The sequence below is a fragment of the Massilia arenae genome, assembly GCF_008014745.1.
Classification (GTDB): domain Bacteria; phylum Pseudomonadota; class Gammaproteobacteria; order Burkholderiales; family Burkholderiaceae_D; genus Telluria; species Telluria arenae.
This window is the reverse complement of sequence record NZ_VPFD01000003.1, coordinates 156,177-173,827: the sequence shown is the minus strand read 5'-3', so window position 1 is coordinate 173,827 and position 17,651 is coordinate 156,177. Positions and strand designations below refer to the sequence as shown.

10 protein-coding genes are annotated in these 17,651 nt (G+C 67.5%); 5 read left to right on the top strand and 5 right to left on the bottom strand.

Features of this window, described 5'->3' with window-relative positions:
- The first annotated feature begins 16 nt into the window (after nt 1-16).
- Genes FVD38_RS03420 through FVD38_RS03400 form a run of 5 tightly spaced genes read left to right on the top strand, consistent with a single transcriptional unit; the run spans nt 17 to nt 8,653 of the window.
- Nucleotides 17-4,366 (top strand): cobaltochelatase subunit CobN, encoded by a 4,350-nt coding sequence (locus FVD38_RS03420; RefSeq protein WP_147933530.1) that lies wholly within the window; start codon nt 17-19, stop codon nt 4,364-4,366.
- Entirely contained in the window at nt 4,363-4,806 is a 444-nt protein-coding gene (locus FVD38_RS03415; RefSeq protein WP_109345882.1) for a MotA/TolQ/ExbB proton channel family protein, read from the top strand. Before FVD38_RS03420 ends, FVD38_RS03415 begins: the two co-directional genes overlap by 4 nt.
- Nucleotides 4,803-5,132, top strand: coding sequence for a DUF2149 domain-containing protein (locus FVD38_RS03410; RefSeq protein WP_147933529.1), 330 nt, complete (start codon nt 4,803-4,805; stop codon nt 5,130-5,132). The genes FVD38_RS03415 and FVD38_RS03410 overlap by 4 nt, the downstream gene beginning before the upstream one ends.
- The gene (locus FVD38_RS03405; protein WP_147933528.1) at nt 5,132-7,216 is read left to right on the top strand and encodes a TonB-dependent receptor; all 2,085 of its coding nucleotides are present in this window, start codon (nt 5,132-5,134) and stop codon (nt 7,214-7,216) included. Before FVD38_RS03410 ends, FVD38_RS03405 begins: the two co-directional genes overlap by 1 nt.
- Entirely contained in the window at nt 7,217-8,653 is a 1,437-nt protein-coding gene (locus FVD38_RS03400) for a PepSY domain-containing protein (protein ID WP_147933527.1), read from the top strand.
- On the opposite strand, the gene FVD38_RS03395 is transcribed toward FVD38_RS03400, so the two are convergent.
- The 5 genes from FVD38_RS03395 to FVD38_RS03375 form a co-directional block, all read right to left on the bottom strand.
- Complete coding sequence (locus FVD38_RS03395) at nt 8,654-9,412, bottom strand: ThuA domain-containing protein (protein WP_147933526.1); 759 nt, start codon at nt 9,410-9,412, stop codon at nt 8,654-8,656.
- Nucleotides 9,413-9,430: 18 nt separating this feature from the next.
- Nucleotides 9,431-12,463, bottom strand: a complete 3,033-nt coding sequence (locus FVD38_RS03390; RefSeq protein WP_222706881.1) for a glycosyl hydrolase family 28-related protein — start codon at nt 12,461-12,463, stop codon at nt 9,431-9,433.
- 11 nt (nt 12,464-12,474) lie between these two features.
- Complete coding sequence (locus tag FVD38_RS03385) at nt 12,475-13,791, bottom strand: gluconate:H+ symporter (RefSeq protein WP_147933525.1); 1,317 nt, start codon at nt 13,789-13,791, stop codon at nt 12,475-12,477.
- 12 nt (nt 13,792-13,803) lie between these two features.
- Entirely contained in the window at nt 13,804-16,800 is a 2,997-nt protein-coding gene (locus FVD38_RS03380; RefSeq protein WP_147933524.1) for a TonB-dependent receptor plug domain-containing protein, read from the bottom strand.
- Nucleotides 16,801-16,915: 115 nt separating this feature from the next.
- Nucleotides 16,916-17,449 (bottom strand): gluconokinase, encoded by a 534-nt coding sequence (locus FVD38_RS03375; protein ID WP_147933523.1) that lies wholly within the window; start codon nt 17,447-17,449, stop codon nt 16,916-16,918.
- Nucleotides 17,450-17,651: the final 202 nt, after the last annotated feature.

The window sequence follows — 17,651 nt, the reverse complement described above, 5'->3', positions numbered from 1 at the left end:
AAAGGTCGACGTTCACATGAACACGCTTTTCCTTGTCCGCATCTGCGCCGTGCTGATGTTCCTGCTCGCCTGCGCTTCCAGCAGCGCCGCGACCCTGTTCGCCGTGGTCACCGAGCGCGCCGCACCGGGCGCCATCGAGGCCGCCCACCGCCATTTGGCCAGCCATCCGCGAGACCGCATCCTGCTGCGCACCCCGGCCCAGCTGATGGCCGCGGGTGAGCGCGACGTGGCCAAGTGGATCGCCGGCGCCGACACCATCCTGGCGGTATCACTGTTCGGCGACCCGGCGCGCCGCATGAAGGATGGGCTGGCGCGCCACGCCAGGCCAGCCACCGCGGTGCTGGCGCTCAACGGCGAGGCGACCCTGAACCTCATGACGCGCTCGCGCCACGGCAGCCTGGCCGGCTTCTCGCCCGAGCTGCTGCGCCAGCTGGCGGGCGAGGCGCCGCCGCCGGCCGCGTTGCAGGCGGCCCAGGCCGATCCCGCCGCCCGCCACTGGCTGGCCGCGCGCCGCGTGTGGCAGGCGGGCGGCATCGACAACACCACGGAGCTGATGCGGCACCTGCTCGCGCCAGGCACGCCCCTGGCCGATCCGCAGCCCGAGCCCACCCTGCGCCTGCGCGCGGGACAGCGCGAGCTGCAGGACGCCGCCGCCTGGGGCAATGCCTCCAAGCTCGGCTTGCAGGACCGGCCGACCGTGGTCGTGCTCGACCTGGCGAATATGGATGGCGTGGTGCCTGCGGCGCTGTGCCGCCGCATCGAGCAACTGGGCCAGCCCTGCGTGCAGCTGCTCACGCGCTGGGGCGGCGCTTCGCGCGAAGCGCTGGAGCGCCTGCCGCAGCTGGTCGCGCCGGCCAAGCCTGCGGCGCTGGTGGTGCTGCAGGATTTCGTGGTTGGCGCCGCCGAGGGCCGTGCGGTGGTGGACGAAGCCTTCAAGCGCCTGGACATCCCGGTGTTCAAGGCGATCCGCCTGTCGGACCGCACCGCGATGCAGTGGCAGCTGTCGCCCGACGGCCTGCCGCCCGATTCGGTCCAGTACCGCGTGGCCCTGCCCGAGCTGCAGGGCATCAGCCAACCGATGGTGGTGGCGGCCCTCGGCCAGCCCGAGCGCGACCGCCAGACCGGCATCGAGAACCGCCCGCCCGTGTTGCTGCCGGCCGAAGTCGATCGCCTGTCGGGGCGCGTGGCGCGCTGGCTGGCGCTGCGCGCCAAACCGAACGCCGACAAGAAGGTCGCGATGGTCTACTACAACCATCCGCCGGGCCGCCAGAACATCGGCGCCGACAACCTCAACGTGCCGGAATCGCTGTTCGACATGCTGCATGCCTTGAAGGCGGCCGGCTACACGGTCGGCGAGCTGCCGGCCTCGCCCGAGGCGCTGCTCGACATGATCATGGCGCGCGGCGTCAACCTGCCGGAAGACCGCGCCGCCCTGCGCGAGATGGCCGGCACCGTCAATGGCGTCACGGCGCAGGATTACGCGCGCTGGTTCGCGACCCTGTCGCCGCGGGTGCGGGGCGAGATGCAGGACGGCCTGCTGGGGCGCCTGCATGCCGACGTGCTGGCGGCCGAAAAGGCCGGCGAACGCGCGCTGGGCCGCAAGCAGGCCGAGACCGTGATCGAGGAGCTGCTGCACCTGGTCGAGGGTGTCGACCATCCGCAGCGCGTGCAGGCCACGCGCGACCTGCATGCGCTGGAAGAGGGTTATTTTGCCTGCCTGGACGACGTCAAGCCGCGTCCCTGCCAGTTGCTTGCTCCCCTTTATCGACGCCTGATCGGCTACGGCATCGAAGGCATGCGCGGCTGGGGCCCGGCGCCGGGCAAGGTGATGGTCGATGGCGGCAAGATGCTGGTGCCGGGACTGGTGTTCGGCAACGTCTTCATCGGCCCGCAGCCGCCGCGCGGCTGGGAGGTGGACGAGGAACTGCTGCACGCGAACACCAGCATCACGCCGCCGCACCAGTTCCTGGGCTTCTATCACTGGATCCGCGACCGCTTCAAGGCCGACGCCGTGGTGCACGTGGGACGCCACTCGACCTATGAATTCATGCCGGGCAAGGCCGTCGGCCTGTCGAGCGACGACTATCCGAGCCTGATCGCAAGCGACCTGCCGGGCATCTACCCGTATATCGTCGACGGCGTCGGCGAAGGCACGCAGGCCAAGCGCCGCGGCCTGGCCATCATCGTCGACCACCTGACGCCGCCGCTGGCGACCACGCCGCTGTACGACGAACTGCTGTCGCTGCGCCAGATCGTCGAGAGCTTCGAAGCCGCGTCGTCCGAATCGCTCAAGACCCAGGCCGCGCAACTGATGCGCGAGAGGGTCGTGGCCCTGAACCTGCGCGCCGAGCTGGAGGCGTCGATGTCAGACGTGCTGGAGGTGCGCGGCATCGGCTTCGACGCGGCCGACGACGACCTGCTGGCGCACGAGATCGGCCACTATCTGACCAAGCTGCAAGAAAAATTCATGCCCCACGGCCTGCACGTGTTCGGCCGGCCGTGGAGCCGCGAGTCGCTCGACCTGATGCTCGACTCGATGAAGAAGAGCGGCATCGACGATCCCGACGTCGCGCATAAGCTGCGCGACTCGCCGCGGCGCGAGATGGCGGCGTTGCTGGCCGGCCTGGATGGGCGCTACATCGAGCCGGGCAAGGGCAACGATCCGTTGCGCTCGCCCGAGGCGCTGCCGACCGGCCGCAACTTCCACGCGGTCGACGGCGACATCCTGCCGACCCGCCTGGGGTTTGGCCTGGGCCTGCAGATGGCGGGCAAGGCCGCCGAGCGAGACAAGGTGGGCGAGGGCAGCGAAGGCATCATCCTGTGGGCGTCCGACGCCGTGCGCGACGAAGGCGTGATGGTCGGCTTTGCGCTGGCGATGATGGGCGCCGAGCCGGTGTGGAATGCGCGCGGCATCGTCACCGATGTGAAACTCACGCCAGGCGCCGTGCGGCGCGATGCGGTGGTCACCACCTCCGGCCTGTTCCGCGACCTGTACCCGAACCTGATCCGCCTGATCGACCGCGCCGGCCGGCTGGCGCTGGCGGCGTCGGCGCAGACGCTGGTCGCGCAGGATCCATCGCTGCGCGCGGGCCTGCAGGCGGCGCTGGCGCCGATCGAAGGGGCTGTGTGGGGCAGCGAGCCGGCCACGAGCAATCGCGTGGCGCGCGAATGGCTGACCCGCCAGCGCGCGCTGGCGGCGGGCGGCATGGCGGCGGGCGAAGCCGGGCAGGCCGCCGCGCTGCGCGTGTTCGGCGATGCCCCGGGCGCCTACGGCACCGGCGTAAACCGCCTGGCCGAGCGCTCCGGCGCCTGGCGCGAGCGCGAGGAAATCGGGCGCGCCTACCGCAACCGCATGGGCCATGCCTATGGCCTGGATGCCGAAGGCGCCTCCAGCCACCGCGCCTTCGACGTGGCGCTGGACGGCATCCACCGCACCTACCACGGCCGTGCCAGCAATCTGTATGGCCTGCTCGACAACAACGACGCCTTCGACTACCTGGGCGGCCTGTCGCTGGCGGTCGAGACGCGCACCGGGCGCGTGCCGGACGCGCTGATCCTGCAGCATGCGCGGCCGGGCCAGGCCGACGTCGAGCCGCTCGCCAGCGCCCTGCTGGGCGAGCTGCGCGGACGCTTCCTGAACCCGGCCTGGCTGCGCCCGCTGATGGACAACGGGTATTCCGGCGCGCGCACCATGGGCCAGGAATTCATCGAGAACCTGTGGGGCTGGCAGGTGACGCGGCCCGACCTGGTCAAGAACTGGGCCTGGGACGAAGTGAAAGCCGTCTACTTCGACGACCGGCACAAGCTCGGCCTGCCCGAATTCCTGGGCCAGCGCCACAACGCGCACGTGAAGGCGCACATGCTGGCGGTGTTCATGGTGGCGGCCGAAAAAGGATTCTGGAAGACCGATCCCGAGACCATCCGCCGCATGGGCGGCGAATTGGCGCGCCTGGTAGCGGCCAATGGCTTGCCGGGCAGCGGCCATACGGCGCCCGATCACCCGATGTGGGGCTGGCTGGCGCCGCAACTGGATGGCGCGGATGCGCAAAAGCTCGGCGTGACGCTTGCCAAGGCGCGTGGCGAGCTGCTGCCGGCAATGGCCACGTCCGTTCCCTCCGCCGCTGCCCCGGCGCAGCAAGCCGCAGCGCCTGACGCTGGCGAAGCGAGCGAACCGGCGCCGCCGGCGCCGGCGCCGGCGCCTGAGCCGATGCGTGTCTTTGAACTGAAACAGCAACCCGAATCCACGCAGCCTCCTGCTTTACGCATCGTGCAGGTGCTGGCCATCCTGGCCGCCTGCCTCTCCCTGTTTTCGCTCGGCCTGTGGCGCGGCCGGCACATCCCTCAACCTCTCAGGAGTCATCCATGATCGAAACCCTTTCCTACGCCTGGTTGCACGACGCCGTCAGCTGGCTGCTCGCACCGTCCCTGGTGGCGCTGCTGGCCGGCTGCGCGATCGCGCTGGTCGAATCCGGCATCGCCGTCGGCGAACGCTTCCACGGCCTGGCCAGGTTGCGTGACAGCGGCGACGTCGAGGCGGTACAGCGCATTGCGCGCCACCGCCTGGAGCGCGCCGACCTGCTGGCGCGCATCCCCCCGATGCTGGGCCTGATGGCCACCATCATCCCGCTCGGGCCGGGCCTGGCGGCGCTGGGCGAAGGCGATCCGGCCAAGCTGGCCAGCGCCGTCACCGTCGCCTTCGACGCGACCGTGCTGGGCCTGGTGGCCGGCATCGGCGGCCTGGTGATCGGCAAGCTGCGCCGCCGCTGGTACGAAGAGACGCTGGACGCGATGGAGCAGCCAGCATGAATCCGCCCAAACCCGGGCGCGGCAGACTGCGTCTCTACCGCCACCTCGACGCGCGCTTCGACCAGAGCGACGAAGACCCACGCGCCAGCCTCGTCAACCTGGTCGACGTGATGCTGGTGTTTGCCTGCGGCCTGATCGCAGCCATCGCCGGCACGCAAGGGAGCCTGAAAACCCCGCAGCCGGTGGAGAAGGGCCGCCAGATCGAGCGGCCCGCCAGCGGCGTGACCCAGGACGGCAGCGGCTACGACCGCGTTGGCGAGGTATTTCGCGATCCCAAGACTGGCCAGCTGATGCTGATCGAACCTGCACAAACCAAGGACAACTAATGAACGCCATTTTCCAAGCCCGCCCGCTCGCCGCGGCCATCGCCCTGCTGTGCGCCACCAGCGCCTTCGCACAGGAACTTCCCACCGTGACGATTCGCGGTGCGGCTGGCGACGAAGGCCTGGCGCTCGATCGCCAGAACACCACCGGCAGCCGCCTGGACATCAGCGCGCTCGACCTGCCGGCCAGCGCCGAGAGCCTGAGCGCCGCCACCATCGCCGCGCGTGGCGACCTGCTGGTCAAGGATGCGGTGACCCGCAGCACCGGCCTGACCGACAGCAGCTCGCCCGGCAGCGGCATCAGCTATTCGGCGCGCGGCTTCAACGGCAACAACTCGATCGCGATGCTGGAGAACGGCCAGCGCCTGCTGGTCGGTTCCACCACCGCGACCTATCCGGCCGATCCCTGGGGCTACGAGACGATCGAAGTGCTGCGCGGCCCCGGTTCGGTGGTCCACGGCAGCGGCACCACCGGCGCCATCATCAACGCCGTGCGCAAGGCGCCGCGTCGCGAATCCTCGCTCGAGATCCTGGGCGGCATCGGCGGCGGTGAATCTGTGCGCGCCGGCATCGGCGCCACCGGTGCGCTGGGCGAGCAGGGCGCCTTCCGCGTCGACGCCTATGCCGGCCGCAGCGACGGCTTCATCGATCGCGGCGAATCCCGCCACGGCAAGATCCTGACCAGCATGACGACCACCCTGGCGCCAGGCGTGACCCTGTTCGCCCAGCTCGATCATGCCGAACAGGAACCGATCCGCTACTTCGGCACGCCGCTGGTGAACGGCGGCCTGGCCGAACGGCTGCGCGACGAGAACTACAATGCCGGCGACGCCGTGCTGCGTTTCGTCGACGACAAGGCCGTCGCACGCCTGAACTGGCAAGTGGCGCCGAACCTCGACATCAGCAACGAACTGGCTTACTTCAAGTCGCGCCGCGACTGGCGCAATATCGAATCGTATGCCTACGACCCGGTGCGCGACGTGGTGGACCGCAGCGACTACATCGGCATCCGCCACGACCAGGAGCAGACCGCGAACCGCCTGGAGGCGCGCTGGAAGACCGGCGCCAACCAGGTCGTGGCGGGCTGGGAAGCGTCGACCATCAACTTCAGGCACACCAACAACTCGCCCTATGGCGGCGCATCGACGGTGGCGCCGAGCGGCTTCGACCCGGGCAGCTTCTGGGACACCCCGGACCCGTTCCGCCCGAACTTCGCGACCGACACCACCACCCATGCCTTCTACCTCGAGGATGCCTGGCGCGTGGACGAGCGCCTGCTCCTGACTGCAGGCGCACGCCATGACCGCTACAAGATCGACCGCCGCAACCTGCTGGCCGACAGCGGCCACTTTGGCACGACCCTGCGGTCCAATTCGGTCCGCCTCGGCGCGAGCTGGAAGCTGGCGCAGGACACTTCGCTGTACGGCCAGGTCAGCACCGGCAGCGATCCGCTGACGAGTCTCTTGTCGATGACCCTGGCCAACAGCAAGTTCAAGCTGACCGACGCGCGCCAGGTCGAGGCGGGCGTCAAGCAGATGCTGGCTGGCGGCCGCGCCGAGTGGACGGCGGCGGTGTACCGGATCAAGAAGGAGGACATCATCACGCGCGACCCGAACAATCCGGCATTGTCGGTGCAGGGCGGCTCGCAGACCTCGCAGGGCGCGGAAGTGAGCGCCAGCGTCAGCCTGGCCCCTGGCTGGCGCATGGATGCCAACGTGGCCTACACGGATGCGGAATTCGACGAGCTGCTGGAAGCCGGCAACGTCTCGCGCGCCGGCAATCGCCCGGCCAACGTGCCGAAGGTCTCCTCGAACCTGTGGATGACGCACCGCGCCGGCGACTGGCGCACCAGCGCCGGCCTGCGCTACGTGGGCGAACGCTTCATCAGCAATGCCAATACCCAGGCCCTGCCGGCCTATACCACGCTGGACGCCTCGATCGGCTGGGCCCTGAGCCGCAACGTGCAGCTGCAGCTCAACCTGCGCAACCTGACCGACAAGCTGTATGCGATCACCTCGTATGGATCTTCGCAATACCTGCTGGGCGACGAGCGTCATGCCGAGCTGACCGTCCACTGGCGTTACTAAGTGGTGTCCTGGAAGCGCCAGCTCTACTGGTGGCACCGCTGGCTGGGCATCGCGATCGGCCTGCTGGTGCTGCTGTGGTTTGGTTCCGGCATCGTCATGATGTACGTGCCGTATCCGGAGCTGACAGAACAGGAGCGCATGGGCTGGCTGGCGCCGCTCGACCCGGACCGTGTGCAGGTAACGGCCGCTGAAGCATGGACCGCAAGTGGGACTGAAAGCGCGGCGCCGGATGCGGTGCGCCTGAATACCGTGGCGGGCCGCCCGGCGTGGCACTTCCAGCATGAACGCACTTGGCATTCGGTATGGGCCGACAGCGGCGCGCCACTGGAAGTGAACTACCTGATCGTCTCGAGCAGCGCGCGAAGCGCGGCGCCCGATGCGCGTTCGCTGGCAGTCGACAAGATCGAACTGGACCAGTGGACCTTCGGCGCCGTGCGCGTGCACCGGCCCCTGTACCGCGTTGCCGCCGACGATGATGCCGGCAGCGTCCTGTACGTGTCCGGCCGCACCGGGGAGCTGGTGCGCGACACGACGCGCAGCGAGCGCGCCTGGAACTGGGTCGGCTCCGTCATCCATTGGGTGTACGTGACGCCGCTGCGCAGGCACAACGAGGCCTGGCGCCAGGCCGTGATGTGGACGTCCGGCGTGGCCATGGTGCTGGCCGTGACAGGAATGGTGATCAGCATCTTGCGCCTGCGTGTGCGGCGCCGTTACGCGGGAGGCCGAATGTCGCCCTATACGGGCTGGAAGGGATGGCACCACTGGCTGGGTCTCGGTATCGGAGCGTTGGTCATCACCTGGCTGTTCAGCGGCTGGTTGTCGGTCGGTCCGTTCGGCTTTCCGTCAGGCGGCGGCGTCACCGCGCACGACCGGCGGGCGTTCGCCGGCGGTGCGCTCGACAGCGACGATCTGGCGCTGGATGCGGCCGCGCTGCTGCGCGCGCATCCCGGCACCCTGGAACTGGAATGGCGCCGCGTGGGCGGCAAGCTGTATCTGAGTGCGCTCGGCCGCCAAGGACGCAAGCTGGTCGATACGCGCGACAGCGCCGCCGTGCCTGGCGTGCCGCACGAGGCACTGCTGCACGCCGCGCAAGCGATCCGCCCCGGGGCGCCGATGCAAGCGCAACTGCTCACCGGTCCGGACGATTATTACTACAGCCATCACCGCGAAGCGGCCTTCCCGGTCTTGCGTGCACGCTTCGACCTGCCTGAAGCGCCGGTGTTCTACATCGACCCGGCCCAAGGCCGCCTGGCCGGCTACGTCGACCGCGACAAGCGCTGGGACCGCTGGCTGTTCAACGGCCTGCACCAGCTAGACTTCGCCTTCCTGCGCACCAGGCCGCTGTGGGACGTGGTCGTGATCGTCCTGTGCGTGCTGGGTTTTGCCCTGACCTTCAGCGGCCTGGTGCTGGGCTGGCGGCGGCTGATGAAAGGATGATCAGCGCTGCTGGCCGCGGCCGGTCGCGGCCCAGTAGATCCCTCCCAGCAGGTGGCCCAGGTATTGCGGGTCGCGGTACATCTCGCCGTTGTGCCCGAGCGTGGTGACGAACACGCGGCCCTTTTCGTGCTGGTGGTGCCAGGCGATCGGGTGGTCCTTGCCCATGCCCTTCACCGTCTGGCCCGGCCAGATCAGGGTCGGGTCGTAGCTTGACTCGTCCACGTTCAGCACCGGATTGATCGTCACGCTATACGGATTGGTGAACGTGTAGAACTCGTCGCTCCAGACCCAGCGCTCGGGCAGGCCGAAGGTGGCGGGGAAACGCTTGTCGACGACGGTCACCACCCCGGTCTGCAGCTTCGGATGCAGGCCGACCGTGCGGCCCACCATTTTCTCGAACCAGACCCAGTCGTTCGGCTTGGCGATCGCCGCGCGGTGCACCACGACGGCATTGCCGCCCCCGCGCATATAGTCCTCGAAGTTGGCGCGCTGCGCCGGATTCAGCTCCTCGCCCGGTGTGTTCAGGAACATCACGGCGGCATACTGTTTCAGGTCGCCCTCGAACACCTGGGTCTTGCTGGTGTAGGTGAGTCCGAACGAATGCAGCTTGGCCAGGCGCTCCAGGTTGTCGCGCGCGATCGGGATGTATTCGTAGTGGTATTTGCCGGGCGTGGCCAGTACCAGCAGCTTGAACTGGTCTTCGGCCAGGCTGTGCGATGCCGCCGTCATCAAGACGACGGCGCCTAATATCGTTGTCATGTGTCCCATGCGTTCTCCTCAGTCGATGCGGGTCGAGTACAGCGAGTGGTGGGTCAGGATGAACAGCGTGCGTTTATCAAGACCGCCGAAGATCAGCTGCAGCGGACGCTCCGGCACGTCAATGCGGCCCTTCTGCTTGCCGTCCTTGCCATAAATGAAGACCTGGCCGTTGGCCACATAAACGTCGCCGTTCGGGCCGACCGCCGCGCTTTCGCCGCCGCGGTTGGCCAGCAGCTTGAGGTCGGTGATGCCGCCGCCCGCATTGACGGTGCCGCTGAAGGTGCGGTTCTCGGAGCCGTTGGTGAACACCACGCGCTGGCCTACCGGCGCGGTGACGAGGCCGAAGGCCTGCAGCGAATCGGCCCATCGCCAGCCCAGGTGGTCCGCCGCGCCCTGGCGCAGCACGCGGTAGGCGGGCAGCACCAGGCTGCCGTCGGGCGACACGTATTCTTCCTTCTTCGGCAGGGCGACGTCGCGGACGAACATCTCGGCCAGGGTCGTGAATTCGAAGGTGTCGTAGTTGAGCTGGTCCTTGAATTCGCCGTTCTGCCAGAAGTTGACCGGCACCGCGACCCGCGCACCCTGACGCGCTGCGACCGGGGTCGGCTTGATCATCGTGATCTCCGTTCCCGGCGTGCCCGGCTTGAAGGCGTAGACGCTGGCCTGCGGGCCGTAGTTGGAGATCACCATCAGGTTGCCGCTATTGTCGATGGCCAGGTTGACCGGATCGAGCGGGGCGTCGCGCACCACCACCAGGCCCTCGTCCTGGGTGTAGCTGTAGATGCGCTTCCAGTGGCGGTCGACGAAGTACAGCTTGCCCTTTGGGTCGACGGTGGCGCCGGCGATCGAATAGAAACCGCCTTCCAGCTTGTCGACCTTGCCCAGCGGGGTGGGCGCCTTGCGCTGCTTGCCGGTGTAGTCGAACACGGCGAACTCGCGCTCGCGCACTTCGAGCTTGTTGGAGACGTCGCGGATCGCGTTCTCGTAGGCGAACTTGCTGGCCCGCAGATAAGTGGTGCAGCCATTGTCGTCGCAGGTGGCGAAGCCGCTCTCGCCGTTCACGTGCACATTGCGAAAGCGGATGTCGCTGGAATTGGTGATCAGGATCGCCGCCGGCATCGGTTTATAGGAACGCGTCACGCGGTAGCCGTGGTAGTTCACGAACAGCAAATTTCTAGAATTGCGGATCTCCAGCGACACCGCATCGGCGCCATCGCGGATTTCCTCCTCGGTCTGCGGCGCCAGGAATTCCCAGTTCTCTACATTGTCCAGCACGATCTCGGCGCGGATATGGTGTTCGGCCGACAGCTCATAGACCTTGCCCGGCGTTTTGGTATTGCTCACGTAGAAGCCGGCCTGCGCATAGCCGCTGGGCGACCAGATGCCCGAGAAGGTGCCGCCGCCGCCGTCCGTCACCCACACGCTCGGATACTGGCGGTCCCAGTGCGCGGTGGTGTCGAATTTGGCGTCCTTCTGGTACGGATCGGCGCGGCGGCCGTCGTACAGGCGGGTGCCATGGCCGCCCTGGATGCGCACGTCGTCCACCAGCGAGTGTTCGCCGGCCCGCCATAGCAGCGCCACCGCGCGGTTGTTGATCTCGCCGGTCGCGAGGCCAATGCCGGACACGATGCCTTCGCCGCCACGCGCGCTTTCCAGCAGCGCCCTGGGGCTGTCGACGCCCTGGAACTTGGGCGAGCCGTTCGGGATCAGGAGCTGCGTCAGGCCCGGGTGCAGGGCGATGATCACGGTGTCCGGCCGCATGCGGATGGTGTCGTTGACGACATAGAAGCCCAACGGCAGGTAGACCACGCGGTTGCTGTCGATCGCCTTCTGGATCGCGGCCGTATCGTCGGTCTTGCCGTCGCCTTTCGCGCCATAGGTATGCACATTGGCCCATTCCTTCGACGCCGGCAACGGGCGCAGGGCGCGGACAGGTTCCTTCAAAGGCGACGGCAGCGCCGCCGTCTTATAGTTGGTCGAGAACGTCCCAGGCTCGCCCATCTGCTTGATGAACAGCCCGTAGTTGAATTCGCTGACGGTATAGTCGCGGCCCTTGCCCGCCAGCGTCTTGCCGCTGTCGCGGAAGCGCACGAACGTCGGCACGTTGCGCGCGATGGCATTCTCCATGCCGACCTGGGTGTACACATTGTCTTCATTGCTGACGATGAGCGCGGCCTTGCTGACGTTCTCGAAGCGCACGTCCTTGCCCCACAACCAGTCGCCATACCCGCGGTTGATCTCGACGCCGACCGGCGTGTCCTTGATTTCCGTGTTGATCATCGTGAGGCTGGCTTCGTGCTCGCGGATCGCGGCGTCGCGCTGGCCCTCGAACGTGGAGTCCATCAGCGTGAACTGCCAGGCGGGCGAGGTCTTCTCGCTCAGGATGCCGTAGCGGCCGCCATAGAAGCGCAGATTGTAGGCCACGTTGCCGACCTGGTAGACGCCGGCCAGGCCGGAGCCCAGGTGAAAATCGATGTGGCTCAGGTTCGAGTGCTGGGCCGTGTGCATGCGCACCGCGGCGGCCGCCGGGTTGCCGTCCTTGATCTCGAAGTCGACGTTCGACAGCGCCGAATAGAAGGTCGACGAGTTGGCGTTACGGACGGCCTTTCCCTCCTCGGCGCTGAACGGCACCGCGCTCGGCACCGGCATCGGCACCTTGCCGACGCTGTACTGGTCGCCGCCGGTGAAGATGATCATATTGGCCACGCCCTTCTGGAAGCCGGGCGTGTTCTCGGCCAGCACGAACACGGGGCGGGTCGGGCCGACGCCGTACAGGCGCACAGCCAGCGGAATCAGCAGCGAGCGGGTGATGCGATAGCGGCCCGACGGCAGGAACACGATGCCGCCCTGGCCCTTGTTGGCGGCGGCGTCCAGCGCCTGCTGGATCGCGGCCGTATCGTCGGCCTGGCCGTCGCCCCTGGCGCTTACGACGACGGCGCGCGGGTCTTCGGGCATGGCCTGGTAGGCCGAGATGGATGCGGCGTTTGCGGCGCCGGCCAGCAGGAGCGACAGCGCCAGTGCGCGCGGAAGTACGGAAAGTGTTGTCATCATTGATCTTTTCCTCAGCTATTGAGAAACAGCGACAGAAGCATCACAAACAGCAGGCCGAATACGCCCACCAGGGTCTCCATCAGGGTCCAGGAGCGGAAGGTATCCTTCAGCGACAGGCCAAAATATTCCTTGAACATCCAGAAGCCGGAATCGTTGACGTGGCTGCACATCAGGCTTCCCGCGCCGATCGCCAGCACCATCAGGTTCGGGTCGACGCCCGAGCTGTGCACCAGCGGCGCCACGATCCCGCCGGCCGTCACACCGGCCACCGTGGCCGATCCGAGGCAGATGCGGATCACCGTGGCGACCGACCAGCCCAGCACCAGCGGCGGCACCGGAAGGCTGGACAACAGCGCGCCGAGATCCGCGCTGACGCCCGATTCCACCAGCACCTGCTTGAGCGCGCCGGCGCCGGCGATGATCAACAGGATCGGCGCGATCTCGCGCATCGCCTCCGCCGGGCCCTGCATCACGGCGGAAAAGCGTCGCCCTTGCGCCAGGCCCAGCGTCCAGATCGCGACCACATACGACACCAGCATCACCACCAGCGGATTGGCGAGGAAGGACAGGCTGCCGTTCAGGTCGGGCCGCGCCATCATGAGCACCGTCGTCGCCCCCAGCAGCAGCACCGGCAGCAGGGCGGTGGCGAAGCTGTTGAAGACGCCCGGCAGCTCGCCCTCCTGCAGCGCGCGGCTGTCCTGGAACATGGCGGCCGGTTGCGCGTGGATGCGGCGCAGCGACATCGCGAACACCGGACCGGCGATGATCAAGGTCGGTATCGCCACCACAATCCCGTACAGCAGCGTGGTGCCCATGTCGGCATGGATCGCCGACACGAGCGCCACCGGCGAAGGATGCGGCGGCAAAAAGCCGTGCGCGATCGACAGCCCGGCCAGCAGCGGAATGGCCAGCGCCACCGCCGGCCGTCCCGAGCTGACCACCAGCGAGAAGATCAGCGGCACCAGCAGCACGAAGCCGACGTTGTAGTACAGCGGAATGCCGACCACGAAGCCGGTGACGGTCAGCGCCACCGGGATGCGTGATGGCCCGAGCGCGTCGACCAGGCAGGTGGCAATGCGGCGCGCGGCCCCGCTGTCGGCGATCAGCTTGCCGAACACGGCGCCCAGGCAGATGATCACCACCAGGGAGCCGAGCAGGTCGCCGATGCCTTTCTCGATCGCGCCCGGGATCCTCAAAAGCGGCACCCCGAGCAGCAACGCCGCCGCGATCGACGCCGCCACGAAGGCCAGCAGGGGCTGGACCTTGCCCCAGGCGATCAACAGCGTCAGCAGGCCGACCGCCAGCAGTACGGAAGCGATGTTCCACACGGCCGGCCCCTGTCAGAAGCCGTAGCGCAGGCCGGCCCGGTAGGTGCGTCCAACCACGTCGTACAGCGCCGGATTGATGCCATAGCTGGCATTGGTCTGCGGTGCCGCTTCCGGCGCCCGGTCGGTGACGTTGTCGATCTTGACGTAGGCCTGCAACTGCTTCGACAGGTTGTAGCTGGCGCCGATGTCGAGATAGGCCGCGCCCTTCATCTTGTTGTCGTAGATGGTCGGGTGGATCAGGGTCGACATCGGGCAGTTGGTCTGGCACTCGATGAAGTCGTTGCGGTAGGTGCCATCGCTGATCCAGCGCTCGGTCAGCGTGAGGCTCAGCTTGTCGTTTTCCCAGGTCTGCGTCGCCAGCACCTTCCACTTCGGCGTATTGCCCATGTTCGAGCCGGCCGAATCCACCGCGATGGTGCCGACCACGCCCGACTCGGTGATGTAGTGCAGGTTGCGGGTGGCCAGCGCGCGGAAGGTGAAGCGGCCCGGCAGGTTCAGGCGCTCGAGACCGGTTCTGTAGGCGGTTTCGAGATCGAAGCCCTTGACCTTGAGCGAGGCCAGGTTGAAGTTCTGCACCGTGACGTAGTTGTTGCCCGGGCTGTTGAGCACCATCGCCTGGCAGATCTCCTGGTTGCCGGCCACGCACAGGTCGACTTCCTGCTGGATCGTCAGCGCCGAGATCACGCCCTTGACTTCGATGTCGAAGTAGTCGGCCGAGATGGAAAAGCCCGGCGCCCATTTCGGCTGGCTCAGGACGATGCCGAAGGTGTTGTTGCGCGCGATCTCTGGGCGCAGGCCGGTGTTGCCGACCGTGCGTTCCTGGACGCTGATGGTATTGCCCTGGTACTGGACCACGTTGTTGACCACCACCGGCGCCGCGAACAGCTCGGAGAGGTTGGGCGCGCGCACGTCCTTCGAGGTCACGCCGCGCAGGCGCAGGCCGTCGATCGGTGTCTGCCAGGTGGCGCCGAGCTTCCAGCTGCCCACGCTGCCGGCGGTGCTGTACTTGGTCTCGCGGTCGGCCAGGTTCAGGTTGGCCTCGCCCCAGGTTTCGGACTTGAACACCGGGATGTTCAGTTCCACATAGGCTTCGCGCACGTTGTAGCTGCCTTCGCCGGCGTGGAAGTTACCGGCGTACCAGTTGTTGCCGACGGTGGTGTTGAGCAGCGGGTCGGCCGGGTACATCGCATTGTTCGGCGACGATGGCATCACGCCGTTGCCATAGGCGTCGCCGCGCACGCGGTATTTCTCGCGCCGGTATTCGGCGCCGGTCGCCAGCGAGATCGGGCCGGCCCAGCCTTCGAACAGCTCGCCATTGATGTTGAAGCTGCCCACGTCCTGGCTTTGCGTGGTGCGCTGGCGCGGGCCGTTGGCCGGTGCGATATAGGCCCAGGCGGCCGGATCGATCGGGTTGTCGCCGATGATATTGAGCGGCACGCAGCCCGACGCCGCGGCCACCGGGTTGCGGCAGACGATGCGGCCATCCGGCGCGCGCACCGCATCGATCGCGTTGTTGTAGCGCGCGTTGAGCGTCATGTTGAAGGCGTCGAGATTGGTCTTGTTCTCGCCGTGGGTCACATAGGCGTCGTACGACCAGTCCTTGCCGAACAGGGCGAACTTGCCTTCGCCGCCGAGCACGAAGCGGCGCTGGGTGCGGGTCGGCTGGACGTCGATGTTCTCGGGGAAGACCGCGTTCGCGGTGCCGTACTGGAAGCTGGTGATGTTGTTGCGCGCGCAGGCATCCACGATCGACGCCGGCAGGAACGGGTTCGAGCACTGGATGTTCAGGTTGGCGTTCTTCGCCGCGCCCGGGTTGGGCGAGAAGCGCGAGTCCACCTTGCCGAAGTTGGCGGTGAAGTAGAGCTGGTGGTCCGGGGTGAGGTCATACGACATGCGGGTGTAGGCCACCTGGCGCTTGAAGTTCATCGCCAGGTTGGTGCCCGAGCCCACGCTGCCGCTCAAGTCGCCGCCGATGCAGAACGGATTGACGCAGTTGGTGACGGCGCCGGTGCCGGTCGGTCGGCCGTTGGAGCCGTACTGGAACTGGTAAGGCACGCCGCCCGCGCCGAAGGCCGTGCCCTGCAGCGGGCCGCTGGTGATCAGGCCATATTTGGCGTACTGGTATTGCTGCGCCTGTTCGATCACGCGGTATTGCGGTAGCCCGTCGCCGGTCTGGTTCAGCGGACGCACCGAATAGGCCGGGTTCTGGTACCAGGTGCGGCCGTTGGGGCCCTTGCCGCCGAAGCCGGGCGACTCGATGCCGTTTTCCTTCGTGAACTCGGCGCTGGCCGTCACGTGGAAGCGGTCGTTCAGGAAGGCCTTGCCCCAGACCGCCTGCACGCTGCCGCCGCGGTCGTCGTCGTACTTGGTCTGGCCGCCCTGGACGTGGGCCTTGAAGCCGGTGAATTTTTTGTCGGTGACGAAGTTGACCACGCCGCCCACCGCGTCCGAACCATAGGACGCCGAGGCGCCGCCGGTCACCACGTCGACGCGCTTGACAAGCAGCTGCGGGAACTGGCTGACGTCGGTCACGCCCGTGACGTTGGCGCCGACCACGCGCTGGCCGTCGAGCAGGGTCAGGGTCCGGATCGTGCCCAGGCCGCGCAGGCTCAGGGAAGACAGGCCCTGGATGCCGCTGCTGGTGCTGTTGGTGCTGGTGGTGCGGCCGGTGCTGCCCTGCAGGGCCGGCAGTTCGGCCAGGGTGTTGAACAGGTTCGGCTTGGCCGATTTCTCGAGGTCGGCGCTGGTGAGGCTGGTGGTCGGCGTCGGCATGGTGAAGCCGCGCGCGGCGATGCGCGAACCCGAGATGCGCACGACGGTGGTGGCGCTGCCGTCGGCCGGTGCCGGAGCGGGGGCCGCCTGTGCGGCGTCGGCCGGCACGGTCTGTTCCGCGCTGTCGGCGGCGGTCGCCGGCTCGGGCTGCACTTGCTGGGCGTGGGCGATGCCCACATTCCAGCAGGCGCTGGCCACGGCCAGGCTGATGAGAGTCCGTTGAACTGGTGTACGCATGATGTCTCCTCGATGCTTGTTGTATGGGAGCGCGCCGTCTCTATGGTCGGCTGCGCGACAGCTTGCAAAGGCTGCTTGCGATGAATCTCGCCAAACCCGGTGCCAGGGCCGTGGTTCAGGCGCTTCTTGTGATGCGGTCCACCAGCGCCGACGGCGCCTGGGTGATATCCAGCGTGAGGCCGGCTTCGTCGGCCTGGAGCGGTTCGAGAATGCTCAGCTGCGAATCGAGCAGCGAGGGCGGCATGTAGTGGCCGGGGCGGCCGTGCATGCGCGCGGCGATCAGCTCGCGCGGTCCGGCCAGGTGCACGAAGCGCAGCGCCGGATCGGCCATGCGCAGCAGGTCGCGGTAGCGCCGCTTGAGGGCCGAGCACGACAGCACCAGGCCTTCGCCCCGGCTGCGGGCCTGGCCGATCTCGCCCGCCAGCGCGTCCAGCCAGCCGGCGCGGTCCTCGTCGTCGAGCGGGATCCCGGCCGTCATCTTGCTGACGTTGTCGGCCGGGTGGTAGGCGTCGCCTTCGAGGAAGGGGACGGCGAAGTGGCTGGCCAGGGCGGCGCCGATCGTGCTCTTGCCCGATCCGCTGACGCCCATGACGACCCAGCGCGGGGCGCCGGAAGCTGCGGACGGGGTGTTGACGCTTGATGCTGACATCGTTTCTCCTCGAAGACCGTTAGCGCTAACATCGCGGTTTTCGAAGTGTTGTTCAGCTAATTTTTTTTGTAAACACGTTATCGATGTTGCAATGCAATGTGATTCGCGGCTGGTTTTGCAGCTTTGTGGTGGCCACGAATAGCGGCGCCGGTGGTTTTTCACTCAGCAAACGTCATGAAAACTTGATAGCGCTAACATTGTT

Excerpts from the sequence above, each read along its gene's own strand:
- FVD38_RS03420 (WP_147933530.1), top strand. The coding sequence starts at position 17 with ATGAACACGCTTTTCCTTGTCCGCATCTGCGCCGTGCTGATGTTCCTG.
- FVD38_RS03415 (WP_109345882.1), top strand. The coding sequence starts at position 4,363 with ATGATCGAAACCCTTTCCTACGCCTGGTTGCACGACGCCGTCAGCTGG.
- FVD38_RS03410 (WP_147933529.1), top strand. The coding sequence starts at position 4,803 with ATGAATCCGCCCAAACCCGGGCGCGGCAGACTGCGTCTCTACCGCCAC.
- FVD38_RS03405 (WP_147933528.1), top strand. The coding sequence starts at position 5,132 with ATGAACGCCATTTTCCAAGCCCGCCCGCTCGCCGCGGCCATCGCCCTG.
- FVD38_RS03395 (WP_147933526.1), bottom strand. The coding sequence starts at position 9,412 with ATGACAACGATATTAGGCGCCGTCGTCTTGATGACGGCGGCATCGCAC.
- FVD38_RS03390 (WP_222706881.1), bottom strand. The coding sequence starts at position 12,463 with ATGATGACAACACTTTCCGTACTTCCGCGCGCACTGGCGCTGTCGCTC.
- FVD38_RS03380 (WP_147933524.1), bottom strand. The coding sequence starts at position 16,800 with ATGCGTACACCAGTTCAACGGACTCTCATCAGCCTGGCCGTGGCCAGC.
- FVD38_RS03375 (WP_147933523.1), bottom strand. The coding sequence starts at position 17,449 with ATGTCAGCATCAAGCGTCAACACCCCGTCCGCAGCTTCCGGCGCCCCG.